Source organism: Alkalibacterium putridalgicola (assembly GCF_900109825.1).
GTDB lineage: Bacteria > Bacillota > Bacilli > Lactobacillales > Carnobacteriaceae_A > Alkalibacterium > Alkalibacterium putridalgicola.
Genome location: NZ_FOBL01000031.1, coordinates 11,282 through 29,995 on the forward strand (window position 1 = coordinate 11,282; position 18,714 = coordinate 29,995).

General features: G+C 40.8%; 18 protein-coding genes. 1 reads left to right on the plus strand and 17 read right to left on the minus strand.

The genetic code is table 11. The features are described from left to right. Positions 1-25 precede the first annotated feature (25 nt). The 3 genes from BMX84_RS09760 to hisS are packed head-to-tail and all read right to left on the minus strand — an operon-like array spanning position 26 to position 4,018. The gene (locus BMX84_RS09760) at positions 26-925 is read right to left on the minus strand and encodes a deoxyribonuclease IV (protein ID WP_091489288.1); all 900 of its coding nucleotides are present in this window, start codon (positions 923-925) and stop codon (positions 26-28) included. Beyond that, positions 925-2,709: an aspartate--tRNA ligase gene (gene aspS, locus BMX84_RS09765; protein ID WP_091489289.1), complete on the minus strand. Its 1,785-nt coding sequence runs from the start codon at positions 2,707-2,709 to the stop codon at positions 925-927. Before aspS ends, BMX84_RS09760 begins: the two co-directional genes overlap by 1 nt. Before the next feature lies 1 nt (position 2,710). Continuing rightward, a complete protein-coding gene (gene hisS, locus BMX84_RS09770; RefSeq protein ID WP_091489291.1) occupies positions 2,711-4,018 on the minus strand; it encodes a histidine--tRNA ligase in 1,308 nt (435 codons plus the stop codon). A gap of 496 nt (positions 4,019-4,514) precedes the next feature. Between hisS and BMX84_RS09775 the strand changes: the two genes are divergently transcribed. Further along, positions 4,515-5,855: an N-acetylmuramoyl-L-alanine amidase family protein gene (locus BMX84_RS09775; RefSeq protein ID WP_091489292.1), complete on the plus strand. Its 1,341-nt coding sequence runs from the start codon at positions 4,515-4,517 to the stop codon at positions 5,853-5,855. 155 nt (positions 5,856-6,010) lie between these two features. On the opposite strand, the gene dtd is transcribed toward BMX84_RS09775, so the two are convergent. The 14 genes from dtd to BMX84_RS09840 all read right to left on the minus strand — a co-directional run bounded on the left by dtd (position 6,011) and on the right by BMX84_RS09840 (position 18,099). After that, a complete protein-coding gene (gene dtd, locus BMX84_RS09780; RefSeq protein WP_091489294.1) occupies positions 6,011-6,457 on the minus strand; it encodes a D-aminoacyl-tRNA deacylase in 447 nt (148 codons plus the stop codon). Positions 6,458-6,484: 27 nt separating this feature from the next. Then, the gene (locus BMX84_RS09785) at positions 6,485-8,704 is read right to left on the minus strand and encodes a RelA/SpoT family protein (RefSeq protein WP_091489296.1); all 2,220 of its coding nucleotides are present in this window, start codon (positions 8,702-8,704) and stop codon (positions 6,485-6,487) included. A 148-nt stretch (positions 8,705-8,852) separates the two neighbouring features. Next, complete coding sequence (gene deoC, locus BMX84_RS09790) at positions 8,853-9,521, minus strand: deoxyribose-phosphate aldolase (protein ID WP_218142371.1); 669 nt, start codon at positions 9,519-9,521, stop codon at positions 8,853-8,855. Positions 9,522-9,526: 5 nt separating this feature from the next. Then, positions 9,527-10,480: a 50S ribosomal protein L11 methyltransferase gene (gene prmA, locus BMX84_RS09795; RefSeq protein WP_091489297.1), complete on the minus strand. Its 954-nt coding sequence runs from the start codon at positions 10,478-10,480 to the stop codon at positions 9,527-9,529. Next, entirely contained in the window at positions 10,458-11,009 is a 552-nt protein-coding gene (locus BMX84_RS09800; RefSeq protein WP_177165535.1) for a DUF3013 family protein, read from the minus strand. Before BMX84_RS09800 ends, prmA begins: the two co-directional genes overlap by 23 nt. Positions 11,010-11,023: 14 nt before the next feature. After that, entirely contained in the window at positions 11,024-11,647 is a 624-nt protein-coding gene (locus BMX84_RS09805; protein ID WP_091489300.1) for a DNA-3-methyladenine glycosylase, read from the minus strand. Positions 11,648-11,671: 24 nt separating this feature from the next. Continuing rightward, on the minus strand, positions 11,672-12,958 hold the full coding sequence (locus tag BMX84_RS09810) for an HlyC/CorC family transporter (protein ID WP_091489302.1): 1,287 nt from the start codon (positions 12,956-12,958) through the stop codon (positions 11,672-11,674). 905 nt (positions 12,959-13,863) lie between these two features. Continuing rightward, positions 13,864-14,841 carry a hypothetical protein gene (locus BMX84_RS09815; protein ID WP_091489304.1) on the minus strand — a complete coding sequence of 326 codons (978 nt, stop codon included), beginning with the start codon at positions 14,839-14,841 and terminating at the stop codon, positions 13,864-13,866. Between the two features lie 11 nt (positions 14,842-14,852). Continuing rightward, positions 14,853-15,551 (minus strand): hypothetical protein, encoded by a 699-nt coding sequence (locus tag BMX84_RS09820; RefSeq protein ID WP_091489306.1) that lies wholly within the window; start codon positions 15,549-15,551, stop codon positions 14,853-14,855. Then, positions 15,548-16,102 carry a single stranded DNA-binding domain-containing protein gene (locus tag BMX84_RS09825; protein ID WP_091489308.1) on the minus strand — a complete coding sequence of 185 codons (555 nt, stop codon included), beginning with the start codon at positions 16,100-16,102 and terminating at the stop codon, positions 15,548-15,550. Before BMX84_RS09825 ends, BMX84_RS09820 begins: the two co-directional genes overlap by 4 nt. A gap of 154 nt (positions 16,103-16,256) precedes the next feature. Next, entirely contained in the window at positions 16,257-16,433 is a 177-nt protein-coding gene (locus BMX84_RS12535) for a hypothetical protein (RefSeq protein WP_177165536.1), read from the minus strand. Positions 16,434-16,535: 102 nt separating this feature from the next. Continuing rightward, a complete protein-coding gene (locus tag BMX84_RS09830; RefSeq protein WP_091489310.1) occupies positions 16,536-17,480 on the minus strand; it encodes an N-acetylmuramoyl-L-alanine amidase in 945 nt (314 codons plus the stop codon). Beyond that, a complete protein-coding gene (locus tag BMX84_RS12750; RefSeq protein ID WP_246119135.1) occupies positions 17,480-17,635 on the minus strand; it encodes a phage holin in 156 nt (51 codons plus the stop codon). The genes BMX84_RS09830 and BMX84_RS12750 overlap by 1 nt, the downstream gene beginning before the upstream one ends. Before the next feature lie 170 nt (positions 17,636-17,805). Next, positions 17,806-18,099, minus strand: coding sequence for a coiled-coil domain-containing protein (locus BMX84_RS09840; RefSeq protein WP_091489311.1), 294 nt, complete (start codon positions 18,097-18,099; stop codon positions 17,806-17,808). Between the last annotated feature and the right edge of the window lie 615 nt (positions 18,100-18,714).

Here is an 18,714-nt window from a genome sequence, read left to right on the forward strand (position 1 = left end):
TTTGCGAACAGATTCCTTTTTGAACTTAACTATTTAAAATATCTTCCAGTAAATCCGGGTTGAACGTTCTAGCTTTCAGCATCGCGATTTCGTGACTGTAAGGCGGTTTTTTATTTTTCTTATCCTCACCGACGAAAGGTGTTTCAAGGATCTTCGGCAGATGAGCCAGCTTTTCGTGATGAACGACATGACTGAGCGCGTCAAAGCCGATCTCGCCGAAACCGATATTGGCATGTCTGTCCTTGCCTGCCCCCTGGATATTTTTTGAATCATTGACGTGGATCACTTTAAGCTTATCCAGGCCTACGATTCGGTCGAATTCTTCAAGTACCCCATCAAAGTCTTCTTTGACATTATACCCCGCATCGTGGATATGACACGTATCTAAAGTAACAGAAACCTTGTCTTTTAATTCGACTTGATCAATGATCTGTGCCAGCTCTTCAAACGATCGTCCGATCTCGGTCCCCTTGCCAGCCATGGTTTCCAAAGCAATCTGAAGGGTCTGATCTTCATGCAGGATCTCATTCAGTCCCTGAGCGATCTGTGAGATAGCAGCATCCGGTCCGGCACCGACGTGAGCCCCAGGATGCATCGTCATCTGAGTAACGCCAAGGGCTTCGGCACGTTTGATTTCTTCCCGCATGAACTGAACAGCGAAACCATAGTTCTGTTTTTTGATCGTATTACCCAAATTGATGATATAGGGGGCATGAACGACGATGTCTGAGACCTTGATCGCATGGTCTTCCATAAAGGCATGCCCGGCTTCGATATTCATTTCACTGACATCTTTACGACGTGTGTTCTGAGGCGCACCGGTGTAGATCATGAAAGTAGACGAGCCATAAGCGGCTGCATCTTCAGCGGCCCCTAGCAGCATCTTCTTGCCTTTCATCGATACATGTGAACCCAGTAAAACCATTAATCTTCCTCCGTTTGCTTACTGTCTCTTAACTCCAGACCCAGTTCAACCAGCTGGTCATTTGACACCAGTGACGGAGCATCAGTCAATGGATCCATGGCTTTCCCGTTTTTAGGAAAGGCGATGACTTCACGGATATTGTTTTCATTGGCAAGGATCATCACTAGACGATCCAGTCCGAATGCGATCCCACCATGTGGTGGAAAACCGTAGTCTAAAGCATCCAAGAGGAAACCGAACTGACTGTAGGCTTCTTCTTTAGAAAATCCCAAGGCAGACAGCATTTCTTCCTGCAATGCTCTCTGGTGAATACGGATAGAACCCCCGCCGATCTCATAACCGTTCAAGACGATGTCGTAAGCATCAGCCATGACGTTTTCCGGTTCGGCAGCGAGTTTTTCTATATCCGCTTCGACCGGTTTGGTGAATGGGTGATGAGCGGCATTATAGCGTCCGGCTTCTTCATCATACTCCAATAGTGGCCACTCGACGATCCAGGCAAAAGCCAGCTGAGATTCATCGATCAGGTTAAGTTCTTTACCTAAATGTACCCTTAATGCACCTAAGGCATCATAGACAACAGTTGAATTGTCAGCGACGAACAGCAGTAAGTCGCCGTCTTCGGCATCCATCGTTTCTACCAGTGATGACTGAGCCTCTTCATCACTGAAGAATTTTGCGATAGGTCCAGTCAATCCCTCATCCGTCATCTTCATCCACGCTAGTCCTTTGGCTCCGTAAATTTTTGCGATACTTTCCAGAGCATCGATGTTTTTGCGTGAAAACTGCTTGGCAGCTCCCTTGACGGTCAGACCTTTGACCATGCCGCCGTTTTCTACAGCAGATGAAAAGACTTTGAAGGTTGAATCCTTCGCTACTTCATTCAGATCGACCAGTTCCATAGCGAACCGCAGATCCGGCTTGTCGCTGCCGAAGCGTTCCATCGCTTCTCTGTACGTCAGACGCGGGAACGGTGTTTTCAGAGTGATCCCTTTGACTTCTTCGACTAAACGGACAAGCAGGTTTTCCATCGTGTTCTGGATGTCTTCTTTATCCGTAAAGCTGGTCTCGATATCCACCTGTGTAAATTCAGGCTGACGGTCACCACGCAGATCTTCATCTCTGAAACAGCGAACGATCTGATAGTAACGGTCATAGCCCGAGCTCATTAACAGCTGTTTAAATAGCTGCGGAGACTGCGGCAAGGCAAAAAATTTACCCTGATTGACGCGCGAAGGTACGAGATAGTCACGAGCCCCTTCAGGTGTGGATTTTGTCAGATAAGGTGTTTCGATATCCAAAAAGCCTTCGTCATCCAGAAAATCTCTGAATACTTTCTTGACCTGATGACGCAGTTTCATGTTTTCCTGCATCTTCGGTCTTCTAAGGTCCAGATAACGGTATTTTAGACGAAGATCATCAGACACTTCCACAGCATCCGTGATCTCAAACGCTGGCGTTTTGGCTTCACTTAAAATCTCTACCTCTTCGGCCATGATTTCTATTTCACCCGTCGCCAATTCGCTATTGATCTGACCTTCTTCTCTTAAAACAACAGTTCCTTTAACAGCGATCACATATTCTGAACGGATTTTTTCTGCAATTTCAAGGGCTTCTTTGTTTTGATTACTATTAAAGACGACCTGCACGATACCTTCACGATCTCTTAAATCAATGAAAATCATGCCCCCCAAGTCACGGCGTTTTTGTACCCAGCCAGTAACAGTAATCGTTTCTTCATGATATTCCTTCGTAATCTGTCCACAATATGCTGTACGTTTCATGTTATTCACCCTTTTTCTTTAATTTTGTTTCTGCTTTCCTGAATGTTTCTTTAAAATCACTGTACAAATCGTCAAGACCGATGTCTGTCTGCTTGCCGGTCTCCAGATCTTTCACTGTGACTTTATTCTGATTCACTTCTTCTTCGCCTAAGGTAAAGACATATCTGGCATGCCATTTATCGGCGGTCTTGAATTGCTTCCCCGGTTTTCTGTTCATGAATTCCCGTTCAACAGACAGATCGTTCTGACGAAGATACTGAGTCAGCTTCGTCGCTGCTGTATTTACTTTCTCTCCGATCGTGACCACGTAGGCATCGATGACTTGTGTCTTCGGATAATCATAGTCCATGAATTCCAGCAGGATCAGGAGACGCTCCAAGCCGAATCCAAAGCCGAATGCCGGTGTCGACGGTCCGCCGACTTCTTCAACCAGTCCGTCATATCTACCCCCTGCACAAATCGTTGCATTAGAGCCGAATTTCGGATGAGTCGTCATGACCTCAAAAATCGTGTCGTTGTAGTAATCCAGACCTCTGACCATGTTCTTATCGATTTCATAAGGGATATCCAGTTCATCAAGCATATCCTTCACTGCTTCAAAGTGTGCTCTGGATTCGTCATTCAAAAAGTCCAGGACAGACGGCGCATCAGCGACGATGGCTTTATCTTTTTTATCTTTGCTGTCTAAAACACGCAATGGATTTTTGTATAAGCGTTCTTTTGAATCCTTGCTTAAGTCGTCAAAATGCGGTTCAAGAAAAGCAATCAGTGCTTCACGGTACTGGAGTCTTGATTCTGTATCACCCAGTGAATTAATGACCAGTTTCAGATCCTTGATATCGAAAGATTTGAACAAATCCATGGCCAGCGCCATCGTTTCGACATCAACAGCGGGATTCTTGCTTCCGAACACTTCGACACCCAGCTGATTGAACTGACGCTGTCGTCCGCTTTGAGGACGTTCATATCTGAACATCGAGCCAAGATAATAAAGCTTCATCGGTTTGTGGTACTCTGGTGCATACAGTTTATTTTCGACATAGGCACGGACCACACCAGCTGTACCTTCAGGTCTTAAAGCCAGGTGACGATCCCCTTTATCTTTAAAGTCATACATCTCTTTGGAAACAATATCACTTGTTTCACCGACGCCTCTTGCATACAAATCAAACTGTTCAAAAAGCGGTGAGCGGATTTCTTTAAACTGATAGTTGTGCAGGATCGTTCTCGCCTGCTTTTCTACGATCTGCCACTTTTCAGATTCAACAGGTAAAATATCAACGGTCCCTTTTAATTTTTTATAATTCAATCCTCAAACCTCCCATAATAATTCACTTAAATATATATTTGTCCATAAAAAAAGACCCCTTTCTATGTCGATCATAGAAAAAGGACGTAGTCATTACGTGGTGCCACCTTAAATTCAGAAAGCCTTCGCTTTCTCTCTTAGAGTTAACGCTCACGCGTGACAGTTTTCCTGTCATTCCTACTCAGACTGTCTTTCACTCATGATGATATAAACCTTTTTCAGCCAGGAAGGTTCTCTCTTTAAGGATCAGTCATCAGCTACTTCATCTAAATCCGGATGGTTATTTAATTCGCTTCTTATAAGCTTACAAGAATAGAAGACCGATGTCAATACACTTCTGTTTCACTATTTATTCGCAGCTTTAGGTCCTGTATGAATATATCTTTCATAATTATACATTTTTTTGAAAATGTGTAGAAAATGTGTCTTTCCTATTGCTATGAAAGTGTCTCTATCGGTATAATAAGAACAAACCTTAAAAAGAGGAGGTATAGTCATGGATCAGAGTCACTTACATAGTAAAAATAACCGTTCTTTATTTATTCTCCTAGTTACCGGTCTCATCGTTCTGCTATTGGGTTCCATCGTTGCATTAGCTAATGAAAACAAAGTAACCGTATTGGCATCGACACTGAATGTCAGATACGGCCCCGGCTTATCCCACGAGATCCTCACTCAAGTGAATGAGCAGGATCAGCTGAATGTCCTCGGCGAAGAAAATGAATGGTATAAAGTACGACTGGAATCAGATCAGATCGGCTGGGTCGCCAGCTGGCTCGTGGAAAATGAAGAAGTATCTTTAGATAATCAGTTTTATGGACGCGTCACTTCACCGGAAGTCAACGTGAGACAATTCTCAACGACAGACTCTAACGTTATTGGTACTGTCAGACAAGGTGAAGAATTCCCTATTTTATATAGAGAAGATGACTGGGTTCAGATCCTTTATGATCAACGTGTAGCCTGGCTTCATGCCGACTTGATTGCTGTCATCGATCAGCCCACTGAACGTGCGGCCACAGAAGAAGAAACAGATACGTCACTTAAAATCAAAGTGGGCAGCACGCCGACAAATATTCGATACGAGCCGTCTACAGACGCCGAAATTCTGACCACACTGAGAAGCGCTGAAGAGTTCGACGTATTAGACGAAAAAAATGAATGGTATGAAATAGAATTGACCGATGGCTCACGCGGTTTCGTAGCCAGCTGGGTAGCGGAAACCATCTCTGCTGAAACAGTCAGTGCAGAAGAAGCTCTGCCAAACGCCTCGGCCTCACATTATGCAACGACCTTAGCTGAAGCAACAATCGTTATCGATCCAGGGCATGGCGGACATGATCCTGGTGCCGTCGCTTCCAGTGGCTTCTCGGAAAAAGAAGTGACGCTCAATACTGGACTGCTGCTGGCGGACCGACTAAAAAAAGCCGGCGTCAACGTGATCCTGACCCGCAGCACAGACGAGTATATTTCACTGAATGATCGGGTCTACTACGCCCATCAGGCCAATGCAGATGCCTTTATCAGCCTCCATTACGATTCCGTCGAAGAGGCCAATACAGTATCCGGTACGACTACTTACTATTATTCAGACAACGAAGAACCGCTGGCAGAGGTCATCAACCAGCGACTTGCTCAGGATATCAGACTCGATAACAATGGTGTAAGGCATGGTAATTATCAGGTACTGCGCCAAAATGCCCAGCCATCTGTCCTGCTTGAGCTAGGGTATCTGAACAACGATTATGATATTTCTGTCGTCAACACGCACGCTTATCAGTCAGCAGTTGCAGATGCTGTATACAGTGCACTGGACCAGTATTTTTCCCAGCGTTGATCGTTTTATGAACAATAAAAAAAGTGGTTGAGAGTAACGTTTCGACCTCTTACTATGTGAAATGAGTCAGAGCTTGGTGAGGTTCCCGTTCCACAGTTGAATACTTGGCTAAAGACAAAAAAAAGACGGGGAGTTTTCCCCGTCTTTTTTTGTCTTTATTTGTTTTTTGAATCGATCAGAATGGTCACCGGACCATCATTGATAAAATCGATCTCCATGTGTGCCCCGAATTTTCCGGTTTCAACATGGATTCCTTCATCAGCCAGTTCAGCATTGAACTGTTTGTACAATTCATCAGCATGTTCTGGTTTGGCTGCCCGAGTAAAGCTGGGACGGTTACCTTTTCTGGTATCTGCATGCAGAGTAAACTGGGATATAGATAAAATATCGCCCTTAACATCCTGAACTGACAGATTCATCTTGTCTTCATCATCTTCAAAAATGCGCAGCTTGCTTATTTTGCGTACCAGATAAGCGATATCTTCCTGTGTATCTGCATCTTCTACACCTAATAAAACAACCAGTCCATGAGTGATTTCACCCACTACTTCGTTTTCGACGCGCACCCGTGCTTCTTTCGTACGCTGAATCACTGCTCTCACTTAAATCCTCCTAGTCGATCTGAAAATTTATGTCGTTATCCGTTTAACTGAATACACATCCGGCACAGACTTCACCTTATCCACGATCAGTTCCAGCTCTTTCAGGTTCTGGATAGCGATCGTGAATTTAATGATGGCTGTTCCATTTTTATCCACTCGGCCATTGATATTGCTCAGCTTATTGGTCTGGGAGTTGATGACCTGCAGGATCTCATTTAAGAATCCGCTGCGGTCATACCCTTCGACCTGTACTTCAGCATTGTAGTCCTTATTCGCACTGGCCTTGGTCGATTCCCACTCAACGTCGATAAGACGGTCTTCATTTTCATCAGATGAATGAAGGTTCGGACAGTCCTTTCTGTGGATCGACACTCCACGACCTCGTGTGATATAGCCCACGATTTCATCTCCGGGAACCGGATTACAGCACTTGCTTAAACGGACAAGGAGATTGTCTGCCCCTTGGATCACAACGCCGCCTTCGTGACGGATCTTCATACGTTCTGGTTCTTTTTTATTCTTAAGTTCGATTGTATTGGTCGATTCATCCAGCTGGAATGATTCCTTTTCCCGATCTCGACGTTCTTTATCCGTTAAACGATTGGCTACTGTTGCACTCTTGACTTCACCATAACCGATACCGGCATACAGGTCGTCGATAGTCTGGAAGTTGAACCGTTCCGCTGTTTTTCTCAGTTTATCCTTTTTCAGGATATCTTTTGGATTGAATTCCATTTCCAATAGCAGCTTCTCAAGGATCTCTTTCCCGCGTTCGATATTCTGCTCTTTTTCCTGTGTTTTAAAGAAGCGTTTAATTTTATTTTTAGCTTTTGATGTGTTGACATAATTCAGCCAGTCTCGGCTTGGACCGAATGAATTGGCTGAGGTCAGCATCTCGACGATATCGCCCGTCTTTAATTTATAATTCAATGGAACGATCTTACCGTTCACTTTCGCTCCCATCGATTTATTTCCGACTTCAGTGTGGACATGATACGCAAAGTCCAGTGTACTGGATCCGCTAGGCAGCTCCATAACGTCACCTTTAGGGCTGAACACGTAGACTTTATCCTTAAAGATATCCTGCTTGATGGAATCCATGAAATCACTGGCATCGCGGGACTCGCTTTGAAGCTCAAGGATATCGCGGAACCACGAAATGTGTTCACTTAGTTCATCGTTATCTATTTTTTGGGTGATGCCTTCTTTATATGCCCAGTGAGCCGCAACCCCGTACTCAGCGATCTCATGCATTTTCATCGTTCTGATCTGGACCTCAAGAGGCGTTGCATGGGGTCCAAGAACTGTGGTGTGCAGTGACTGGTACATATTTGCTTTTGGCATGGCGATATAATCCTTGAATCGTCCCGGCATCGGCTTCCATCGTGTATGGATGGCACCCAGCACGGCATAGCAGTCCTTGATGGAATCGACGATGATCCGGATCGCCAGTAAATCATAGATTTCGTTGAACTGCTTTTTCTGACTCTTCATTTTCTTATAGATCGAATAAATATGTTTAGGTCTTCCCGTTATCTGGGCTTCGACCCCCAGTTCTTTAACTGATTTCTGAATAGCCGTTTTCGCATCTTCAATATAGTTCTCTCTGTCTTCACGTCTGGAGTTCATCAGGTGAACGATGCGGTAATACTGCTGGGGATTTAAATATCTCAATGAGGTATCTTCCAGTTCCCATTTCATGCGGTTGATACCCAAGCGGTCCGCCAGCGGTGCATAGATATCCAGCGTTTCTCTGGCGATCTCCCGTTGTTTTTCAGGCCGGTGATGTTTAAGGGTTCTCATGTTGTGTACACGGTCAGCTAGTTTGACAAGAATGACCCGAACATCCTGAGCCATAGCTAATAGCATTTTCCGATGGTTTTCAGCCTGGTGCTCCTGTTTGGATTTGAATTTGATTTTACCAAGCTTTGTTACACCATCGACGAGATCTGCGACTTCCGGCGTGAACAGTTCAGCCAGCTGGGCATAGGTGTAGTCTGTATCTTCAACAACATCATGCAGAAAACCCGTTGCAACAGTAACAGGATCCATTTTCAATTCAGCGAGGATCCCTGCAACCTGCACCGGATGCATAATGTACTCTTCCCCGGATTTTCGCATCTGACCTTTATGAGCTTCATTAGCTAAATCATAGGCTTTTTTGACAAAGCCGACATGTTCGCTGCTCATATACGTCAGACATAGTGCAATAACTTCCTGTGGGGCATAATCTTTATTTTGTGGCATAGGTGTCACCTTCATTCTTTGAGGTTATCATAGTTGATTGGCCTTTCCTGATAAGAAAACCAGCACTTATAGGAGTGCTGGTTACTTCTTCTTTTTAATTATAAAACTTTTCAGCTCTTACTTCAAGGCAGGCTGTATGTGTGACACCTTAATAATCTTCAGTCGCTTCATTTCCTTCAACGATCGCAACACCGTTAGATGTACCGATACGTGTTGCACCCGCTTCGATCATGGCTTTCGCGTCTTCGATCGAACGCACGCCGCCTGACGCTTTAACTCCCATATCAGGTCCGACAGTTTTACGCATCAGTTTAACGTCTTCAAGGGTAGCTCCACCCGTTGAAAAGCCAGTAGATGTCTTGACGAAGTCTGCACCGGCACGTTTAGCTGCTTCGCAGGCTCTTACTTTTTCATGCTCATTCAATAGAGAGGCTTCAATGATCACTTTAACTAGCGCTTTACCGTTCACAGCATCGACAACAGCTTTGATATCATCATGTACTAAGCTGTAATCTTCGCTTTTCAGAGCGCCGATGTTGATAACCATATCGACTTCAGTTGCGCCTTCTTTGACTGCTTGTTCCGCTTCAAAGGCTTTGACTTTAGACGTATTGGCTCCTAAAGGAAAACCGATGACCGTACAGGTTTCAACTTCTGAATCTTTTAATAAGTCAGCTGCATATTTTACCCAGCCTGGGTTGATGCAGACAGATTTAAAGTTATATTTCTTTGCATCCAGACAGATTTTTTGTACATCCATGTCTGTTGATTCCGGTTTTAATAGTGTGTGATCGATATATTTTTCCATTTTAACCATTTAATTCACTCTTCCTTTTTTGTTTTTTTAGCGATGACAGCTATCCAATCTTTCATCTGATTGACTTGAAGGATCTCAAAGTCATGTCGGATCAAAGAATCAATCACTTCATCTTTTTTATCTAAAATAATGCCTGAGGTAATAAACAACCCGTCATCCTCTAAATGCGCATAGGCATCAGGGATAAAAGGTAAGATGACTTCTGTCAGTATATTAGCGACGATAATGTCTGCTTTGTCACTGACGTCTTTCAGCAAATTATTGGCTTGAACATCAATAGCATCTTCGAGCTGATTGAGCTTGATGTTGTCTCTCGCAGATGTCACAGCCACTTCATCCAGATCATAGGCTCTGACTTCTTTTGCTCCATATAACTCTGCCGCAATCGACAAGACACCTGACCCTGTACCGACGTCAAAAAGTTTAGCTTCCGGAAACACACATGTTTCCAGAGCCTGGATGCATAACTGAGTCGTTGGGTGTGTCCCTGTACCGAAAGCCAGCCCCGGATCCAGGTACACGATACGTTCATCATCAAATCGTTTCTCGTAGGTTTCCCATTGAGGGACGATAGTCAGAAATCGGGTGATATTTACTGGATGATAGTATTTTTTCCAGGCATTCGACCAGTCTTCTTCTTTGACATCACTCACAGTGATATCCAGATGTGTGATCTGTATACCAAAAGTCTCCAGCTGTTTCACTTGCTGTGTCAAATCTTCTTTGATCTGATCCAGGTCGTCATGTTCTGTGAAGTAGCCCTTGATGATCACCCCCTCTTCAGGAAAGTCTTCTTCATTCAGTTCCCATAATGTATCTTTACCGTATTCCGGCATATGCAGAAAATCATTGCGGTCGCTGATAGAGACTCCTGACGAGCCAAGCTCTGTGAAAATAGAAGATACCGCTTCTGCGGCCTCATTATTAATTGCGACACTAAACTCTTTCCACTCCGTCATTCGCGTCACCCTTTTTCAACTTTTCTAAGAATGATTGTTCATCATCCAGATTCATTGGTATTTTTTCTTCACTGTAACGCCCAGTTTCTTTCAATGTATCGATCATATTCTGTAGATTACTTTCTTTCCAGGTCAATGCAAATGAATCGGCAAAATCATCTCTTAAAAATTCAGTCAGCTCAACTTTGCCTTTTTTTGTTGTGTAATTCAACTGTCTGAGAATAGCATCGACATAACCTTTCTCGACACCCGTATGACTGTCGATAGAGAAAGAAGCGAGATAATTTTGAGGTTTGACATGTGCATAAGCCGGATCATAAAAGCAGATGACATCTTCAAACTGAACCAGTCCGGGTTCGTTGTTCTTCCCGATCATATCCTGGACCTGATACTCTTCATCTGTTTCGACATGAAACGTCAGAAAAAGCTCGATCAGGTTCTTTTTGCTCTCTTTGACTATTTTCCACTTAAAGTTAGGCAACATCTCTTTCAATTCATTATCAATGTATCCTGATAAGTCCTTCGACATAATAATCCCTCCTTTTAGTCTAACATAGCATCCCATCCATTATCTACTCTTACCTGTCCTTTTTTTCTCGAGAGGTAAGGGTTTCCTTTGACGGTGAAACGCAGCAGCGCGTCTGTCCATTCGCCTTTATTCGGGATCCCGATACGCTTAGATCTTTCGATACTGACAGGTGATTTTTTCTCATGTGTATCAATATAAAGAGAAGGCTTCAGGATCGATGTTTCATGATCGTCCATCGCGATCCCCATTGCTTTCGTCAGTTTTCCGGGCCCACTCGTGGCTTCAACACCCTGTTTTTGTCGTCTTTCCTCCATCAGCTGTGTTCCAGCGTGAGGCTCGATCGCCCGAATAAGGACTGCCTGCGGATCGCCTTTATCTTTAGTCACGACATTCAGCATCAGATGGGTGTGCATTTTGTAAATATAAATAGTACCGGCCGGTTCATACATGGCCGTCATCCTCGGTGTCTTCCTGCTGTTATAACTGTGACTGGCCTGATCCTCTATACCGACATAAGCTTCTGTTTCGACGATATGTCCGGATGTAATGACACCATCTACTTCTTTTACCAGCAGACAGCCGAGAAGCTGTTCAGCTATCTCTACCGTTGATAAGGTCGGATCTGTTAAAAATGACATGCTATTTTTCATTCACTCCATTACTTAATCTTCTGTTTCTTCAGTCATATCCGTCGGCAGATAATCGATCTGTACTTCCAGGACACGTCTATTCCTGACGGCTGTGACGGATACTTTCATATTGTAATATTTAAATGCATCCCCGACCTGCGGGAACTGACCTAATTCTTCGATGACGAAACCACTCATTGAATTGGAAACATACGATTCATAGCCGGTCAGACCGAATAGTTCAAAAATCTTCTCCAGACTCGCTGTGCCTTTGACCTTGTATCGTTTTCCGGCCTTCAGTTCAACGACCTCTTCTTCAATGATATCCGATTCGTCCCAAATTTCTCCGACAAGTTCTTCCAGGACATCTTCCATGGTGGCAATACCGATGGTTCCGCCATGTTCATCAGCTACGATAGCCATATGTGTCTTACTCTTCTGCATCAATCTAAGCAGTTTTGATAAATTCATGACCGGAGGCACAAAAATAACATCCTTTACCACTGAGAGTAAAGAAACGGCTTTTTGTTTCGCCTGTTTAGCACGCAGGTACCTGTTAAAGTCCTTTTCATGCAGGACCCCTACTACATTATCAATGGATTCATCGTATATGATCAAGCGTGAGAAATTATGATTCATAAAAATCTCTTCGATCTCTGCATCCGTCGAATCCAGTTCGGCACTCACGACATCCACACGCGGTGTGAGGATCACATTTACTTCCATATCATCAAACTCGATCGCTGCCTTGACCAGCTGGCTTTCATGTCCTTCGATACTTCCGCCGCTTTCAGCTTCTTCTACGATAGAAAGCAGCTCGTCTTCACTGATGATCTCCGTCTCATCCAATTGAAACACTCTGTCGATCATGAGTTTCCAGCGCCTTAGCAGCCATAATACAGGTTTAAAAATGGTCATTAGAAAATAAATATAAGGTGTGGAGGCTTTAGCAAGGGGTTCACTCTTTGCTTTAGCGATCGATTTGGGTGTGATCTCACCAAAGATAAGGATGATGATGGTCATGACCACTGTAGCGATCGTCGGTCCATATACCGGAAACCAGCTGACAAAAAGTAACGTGGCGATCGCCGACATGGCAATATTCACGATGTTATTTCCGATCAGTATCGTTGAGAGCACCGCATCAAAATTTTCTGCTAACTTCAGTGTGAGCTCCGCGCGTTTATCCCCTTTTTCTGCTTCATTCCGTAACCTGATCCGATTAGCTGAAGTAAAAGCGGTTTCGGAAGAAGAAAAATAAGCAGATAACAGAACCAGTATGACAAGAATGATGATACTCCTTATATTATCACTATCCATTTAATTGCATTCCCTACTTTCATCGTTTTTCCCTTTTATTATAGCATAGATCGTAACAAAACTTGACTGTTACGAAAAAATAGTCAAGTAAAAAAAAGAGAAAGCCCTTCCCTTTTTCCAGTTTAAATTCTTTATCTAAACTTAAAGAGCGGCTCTCTCTATTATAGGACTAAAGTTATTCTTCATCCAGGTCAAAACGGCCATGAAGGCTTCCTATGCTATCAATACTTGAGACTGGATTATATTTGTTGATAGTGTTTTATAACATTTTGATTTAACGAGCTTTTATGAGAGTTTGTACTTGATATCCATTAAAATCAAATGTATTGGTATTATATCATATTTTTATCAATGATGGCAAAATGCAGACAAATAAATATAGCATTCTTCTTGTTGAAAGCGTATACTATTCCTCGTGGAGGTGTTCAATGGAAAATTAGATAGCGATATATAAAAAAGAGAATATAAGCATACATAGAAAGCGTAACACAGTAAAAATTAAAGAAGGGCTTTTGATAACTATGAAAGTATACTCATCAGAAAACGAAGCAATATTTGCATACCTGGGGGCTTTAATCCTTTATAAAGAGATCGGCGATGATAGTTGGTTAGTCTATGAGTAGACTCTTACTTGATTACACAAACAAAAGTTCTTATAATTACCTTGAGATGAGGATCGTGGAATCTAATTTTAAAACAGATATTATAGAAATTGATGGTTTCCGTTTCAGTCTAATCTGGCCATCTCTAAAGAAGGTTGATAATTAGATTGATTGGATCTTGATGTTCGTGAAGAATACAAAGGTATTATATGGAGGATATTTGCAGCACGATACGCGGTTTCTGAAGAAGTATGAGCGGTTAAAAGGGCAATAAAAAAGAGCAGATTAGTCTGCTCTTTTTTATTAGCTTATGTCATCAATCTCTATACTATTTTTGGCCATGATAGTTTTTATAACTTCTACGCCAATTTCTGATAAAAAGCTAGTCCTTTCTTTTGAAAGAAATTCCACTTCTTCTTTTTTATATAGAGATATAATCTCTGGTATCAAGTAAAAGAAAACGTATATTGGTAGTTGATACTCGATGTCTTCAGCATTCATGATTGTTGGCACAGTAGAGTTTTTTTGAACCACAATTTTCAATTCCTTGCCGTTAGATATCTCGTTTAAATAAAAACTAACTGAAGCTAATGACATTTGAAGATCAATTTTTATAGAAGTTATTGGATAACCGTTAGTAATAAACGCTTTAGTTATTATTAACTCCGTAGTCTGAATACTTGTCCCCTCAAATAAATTTTCTTCGTTAATTACTGTCCCCGTAAAACCGTTAATATTATCCAAAGTAATATCATCACTAAGATTTAAATTTTCTTTTATTTGTCTGTAGAAAAGCCAGTGAAATAGATCCGATTTAGTTTGATGTTTAGAAGTTAATGGTTCTATATACTTCTCTCCAATCAATCTTGTTACTCGACGAAGATCATAAAAACCAATCGAAAAAATTATAATGTATAAATCATCTTCTTCATTTACAAAAATAACATCTATATTGGATGTGTTTAGTCTTTCTTCTTTTGGAAGCAATTCGCCAGTTGCTTCGTCAAAAACACGACGAGTAGAATACTCGCATAAAGCTGTAGCTTTAACGTAAGATAATGCAATCTCAGTTTCGTCGAAGTTAATATTTTCTATTTCAGTTATGTTTGTCCATTTAGAGAAAAAATTTTTCTCATCTGATGTATCTTCGGGTATGCTTTTTACGGACAGAGGTTCTACATATGTACGTGAGAAAATATTTTCTTTAACACTTTCTAAATTTTTAAAATCATTATTAAGTTTTAAAAGAGTATATCGCTGATTTTTTGACAAATAACTCATAAACACAGCTCCTATCCTAAAATAATAAACTTTTCAATCTTAAATTTACAATAATTACTAAAAATATTTTTTAATAAAAAAGGAGCATTTGATACATCTAAGTTGAATTTCAAATCTCCTGTAGCAGATTGTACCAAAAGAAGATTTAATTCTACATTAATTGTAGCAGACTTAGTTGACGAACTAAATTTAGAAAAAAGATCGAAATATACGCATTGATTATGAAGTTTAAAATCTTTATCACTTGCAATAAATCCTTCAGCCAAATCAAATGAAACCATTGTCGGGTTTGAGCTTATAAAAATTCTTGCCTTTAACAGGTTTTTAAGTATCCATAGCTGTATCTTACTAAATTTAGCTTTAAATTCAATTTTTAAATAGTATGGTTCTTCAGGATTATCGCCTAAATTTAGTTCTTGAATGTTATTATTTCTTATATTTAAGAAAGCAACTTCCACTTTAGGGGCTAGAACTGTAGAAAAAAGGGAGGTAAACAACCAAAAAATAAGTAAAACTAGTATGTAGCCTATAGCTATAAATAATGATAGGATGAAACTTTTAACTAGTTCTTCATTATTCTCTGACCAGCTATAGTTATTGATAAATGAAATTAAATAAGGGGCAGATTTATTATAAAAAAACAAAGCCATAAAACTACCCACAAATGTTGCTATCGTATCTAAATATTTAGATTTTATTTTTTCTTTCATGTTTTTGACATACTTCCAGTGAAAAGAAACTGAACAAGTTTAATGACATCGGGATAAAGATTTTTATCAAATGAATTAGTTAATGAGATTGACCCACTAGAATGTACACGAATTCGATTCTTAGGGTGGGAAATTACTAATTCAATATATTGGATTTTTTGGCTACTTTCTTTAAGAAAATTAGAAATATTTTTAACATCCTCATAGTCATCCAACATATCTTTCACTTTGTCTTTTTCAAAGTATGATTCTTCTTCATTTTCCTTAAAAGAAAAATCTGTAAAAGAATATTCCTGCTGGCTGCTAATAGCAAGTAATAATGCTAAGAATTTATAATTAGAAACAACAAGTGGTAAGAACTTATTGTTCGAAAAAGCCTGACTTATCTTTGTCTCATTCTGAAAATATTGATCAGGATTAAAAGCTACGCATACAAAAGGATTTTTATTTTCTCTTATAACAGTTTCTTTATTGGAGAAAAAAGACGCTAGATTATCCAATTCTGATTCAGACAGGTCATTTAACAATTGAATAGCTCTATATGTTCTCATCTTTTTCTCCTCACTTTCTATGGTAAACTAAATATAGTATAATATTATATCTAAAAAAACAAAAACACAACACATATCCATTATATTTTCAACAATTTCCTGACTCATATACGAAAAGACCTCCACCGATTAAGGCAGAGGTCTATTGTCTATATTAGAACCTGTTTTCGTTAAGTCGGTTCTGTAAAGCTTTTACCATAGCTGAACCTGTGCGATTGACGCCGCCGATAACAGGCGTACCTAGATGTCTTTGAAAAGCTTTAATCGTATTTGGTCCAAGTGATCCATCTTCATAAACGCCAACTCTTCCTTGTAATGCTCTGACAACCATGGATCCGCCTTTTCCAAATCAAACTAACGGAATATTATTCGTGGTGACAGCATGAAGAGACTGCCCGCCAATCAAACCTGTAACGTCCGTACCTATCACTTGCTACAAGCGTTTAGTTGTTGCTGGTCCCCAGGAGCCATCTACAGCTATTTGAGTAACATTCTGAGGCGGTGTAACTCCATCTCGGATGATGCCCAGCAGCTGTAAGTTCTGTTCTGCTGTTCCTTTATACTCTTTTATACCTAACTCTACAGCTCTTTTCTTACGCGCTTCATAAGAGTCATCTTCTCCAATGCTCTCCAGGTATTTTTGAATTGAGTTACCGTGATAAGCTGGAGATTGTTTCTCTTCTTCCGTCGCTTTTTCTTCTTCAGCTCTTGGGATATTGATTGTTTGACCAATCTGCAGAGAACGAGCATCTATTTTCGGATTAGCATGTTCAAGATCGATAACATTGAACTCTCGACCTTTTGCAATGGACCAAAAGGTATCCCCTTCCTGAACTGTGTAAGTTGATCCGATATTTTCCTTCACCGGTAGTTTAGGTTTTTCTTCCAATACTTTTTCATAGTCAAATTCACAACAGGACTTCCAGTAATAATCTGGATATTCATCATGGGATCTCACACGCTTGATTTGTGGGTACTCTTTCTTCAAGCGTGCGACTAATAATCTTAATGATTCTTTTTGCTCATTAGTTGGTTCTTCATAACGGAAATCACCAGTCAAACAGATACCAACAGAAAAGTTATTTGAGTTCCCGACATGATAGGTTCTCCAGTTCACAGGGTTACAAAACTTAATTGTCCCATCCGGTTCGAGAACATAGCTGTACCCGATTGATGGCCATCCGTGGCTGTTGATGTGAAAACGTGCGTATCCCTCTGCATTGGACCCGGACATTCCTTGTCTGGTTAGAGAGTGTTGGATAGCTATTTCAGTTTTCCCGGCCATATCTAGGACCGGAAATCGTTTCGTTGAATGTCTTTCGATTCTTTTGCGGTAGTCAATAAATTTTGGTAAATCTAAAAATAAGCCGTGAATCATTATTTATCATCCTTTCGTGGACGTGCATACGTGAGTGGCTGTTGACTGTCACCTATTCCATCAGTCGTTGGATCCGGAATAAGATTGATTGCATTAAACACTGTAATAGAGAACAGATAAGGATTGCTGAAAAATTCTTTTATAACGTTAAGCACTGCTGTCCAGCTTGTTATATCAGTAACTTTCAACCCCAAGTATGTTATAATACAGGAATTATGATCGATGCGAACATTCGCATGATAAACAGTTTGTTTTCTTTGTTGAATTTGACTTTCCAGTTGATCTTATTCATTTTGTCCTCCTCTAAATTCTTCCATTGTCTGGGTTAACTTCTTGCGTGTTTCTCCTCTAATTCTTTCAGTCTATCTTTGGTTTCAGCTAATTCTCTTTCGGTTTTTTCAAGCAACTTCTGCAATTCTTCGTTTTTAGCTTCGGATCCATTCAATTGTTCACGCAAAGTAACCACGATTGTATCTAATCGTTCAATTTCTACATATAAATGATCCATAAGTTGAATATCATTGCTTTCTTTAGCACTTTTACGGGTAAAGATAGAAGATACAAACGCCCCCACTACTGAACTACCTAACTTTAAATATATTAATTCGACTGTTTCCACTACTGATAATTCCCCCTTATTGATACTCGTAAACAAATAGCTAAAAAATATCCGTTAAACAAGTAACTAGGAGGGGGATAACCCGTGCCAAAACTAAAGGTTTACGCCAATACAAATAAGCCGCTCCAAATGCCTGAGAGCGACCATATGCCTATTTTTCTTAGCGTTAAGTTATTAGTTATGCTTCCAACCGCCTTGATCATACTTGCTGTTATGAGTAATAATCTCAGCAGCCTTACAGGCACACTCTGAAAATACGGCTCTGTCCAGATTAATAAGAAATCGTCTACTCGTATGATAAACTCTCCATATAAAACGCTGAAAATCGCAATTGATTTGTCGTAAAATCATGGGTTCTATTTATTCCTTGCGTTTTTTACATCCTCTGCTAATTTTTTGTCCGTCATACTCACTCTCCTTCTGAGTGTAAAATAAAAGAGCAGCCCGATTGGGCTACTCTTAACTTGTTCAAAAATTTCCTAATATTACTTTAAAGATATCCTTCCTTTTTTGATATACTATAAGGTAACTCCCAATAATCTATGAAAAACTATGCTTTTAAAAACTCTCGTTGCTCCTCTGATGATTCCTGTCGATTAAGGTAATATAATCCAA

Bases quoted from the DNA above. Each gene is read 5' to 3' on its own strand.
- BMX84_RS12535 (WP_177165536.1), bottom strand. From the start codon at position 16,433: ATGGTTGTCAGAGCATTACAAGGAAGAGTTGGCGTTTATGAAGATGGA.
- BMX84_RS09800 (WP_177165535.1), bottom strand. From the start codon at position 11,009: ATGTCGAAGGACTTATCAGGATACATTGATAATGAATTGAAAGAGATG.
- BMX84_RS09815 (WP_091489304.1), bottom strand. From the start codon at position 14,841: ATGAGTTATTTGTCAAAAAATCAGCGATATACTCTTTTAAAACTTAAT.
- BMX84_RS09760 (WP_091489288.1), bottom strand. From the start codon at position 925: ATGGTTTTACTGGGTTCACATGTATCGATGAAAGGCAAGAAGATGCTG.
- deoC (WP_218142371.1), bottom strand. From the start codon at position 9,521: ATGGTTAAAATGGAAAAATATATCGATCACACACTATTAAAACCGGAA.
- aspS (WP_091489289.1), bottom strand. From the start codon at position 2,709: ATGAAACGTACAGCATATTGTGGACAGATTACGAAGGAATATCATGAA.
- BMX84_RS09785 (WP_091489296.1), bottom strand. From the start codon at position 8,704: ATGCCACAAAATAAAGATTATGCCCCACAGGAAGTTATTGCACTATGT.
- prmA (WP_091489297.1), bottom strand. From the start codon at position 10,480: ATGACGGAGTGGAAAGAGTTTAGTGTCGCAATTAATAATGAGGCCGCA.
- BMX84_RS09805 (WP_091489300.1), bottom strand. From the start codon at position 11,647: ATGTCATTTTTAACAGATCCGACCTTATCAACGGTAGAGATAGCTGAA.
- BMX84_RS09820 (WP_091489306.1), bottom strand. From the start codon at position 15,551: ATGAAAGAAAAAATAAAATCTAAATATTTAGATACGATAGCAACATTT.
- BMX84_RS09830 (WP_091489310.1), bottom strand. From the start codon at position 17,480: ATGATTCACGGCTTATTTTTAGATTTACCAAAATTTATTGACTACCGC.
- BMX84_RS09825 (WP_091489308.1), bottom strand. From the start codon at position 16,102: ATGAGAACATATAGAGCTATTCAATTGTTAAATGACCTGTCTGAATCA.
- BMX84_RS09810 (WP_091489302.1), bottom strand. From the start codon at position 12,958: ATGGATAGTGATAATATAAGGAGTATCATCATTCTTGTCATACTGGTT.
- BMX84_RS09775 (WP_091489292.1), top strand. From the start codon at position 4,515: ATGGATCAGAGTCACTTACATAGTAAAAATAACCGTTCTTTATTTATT.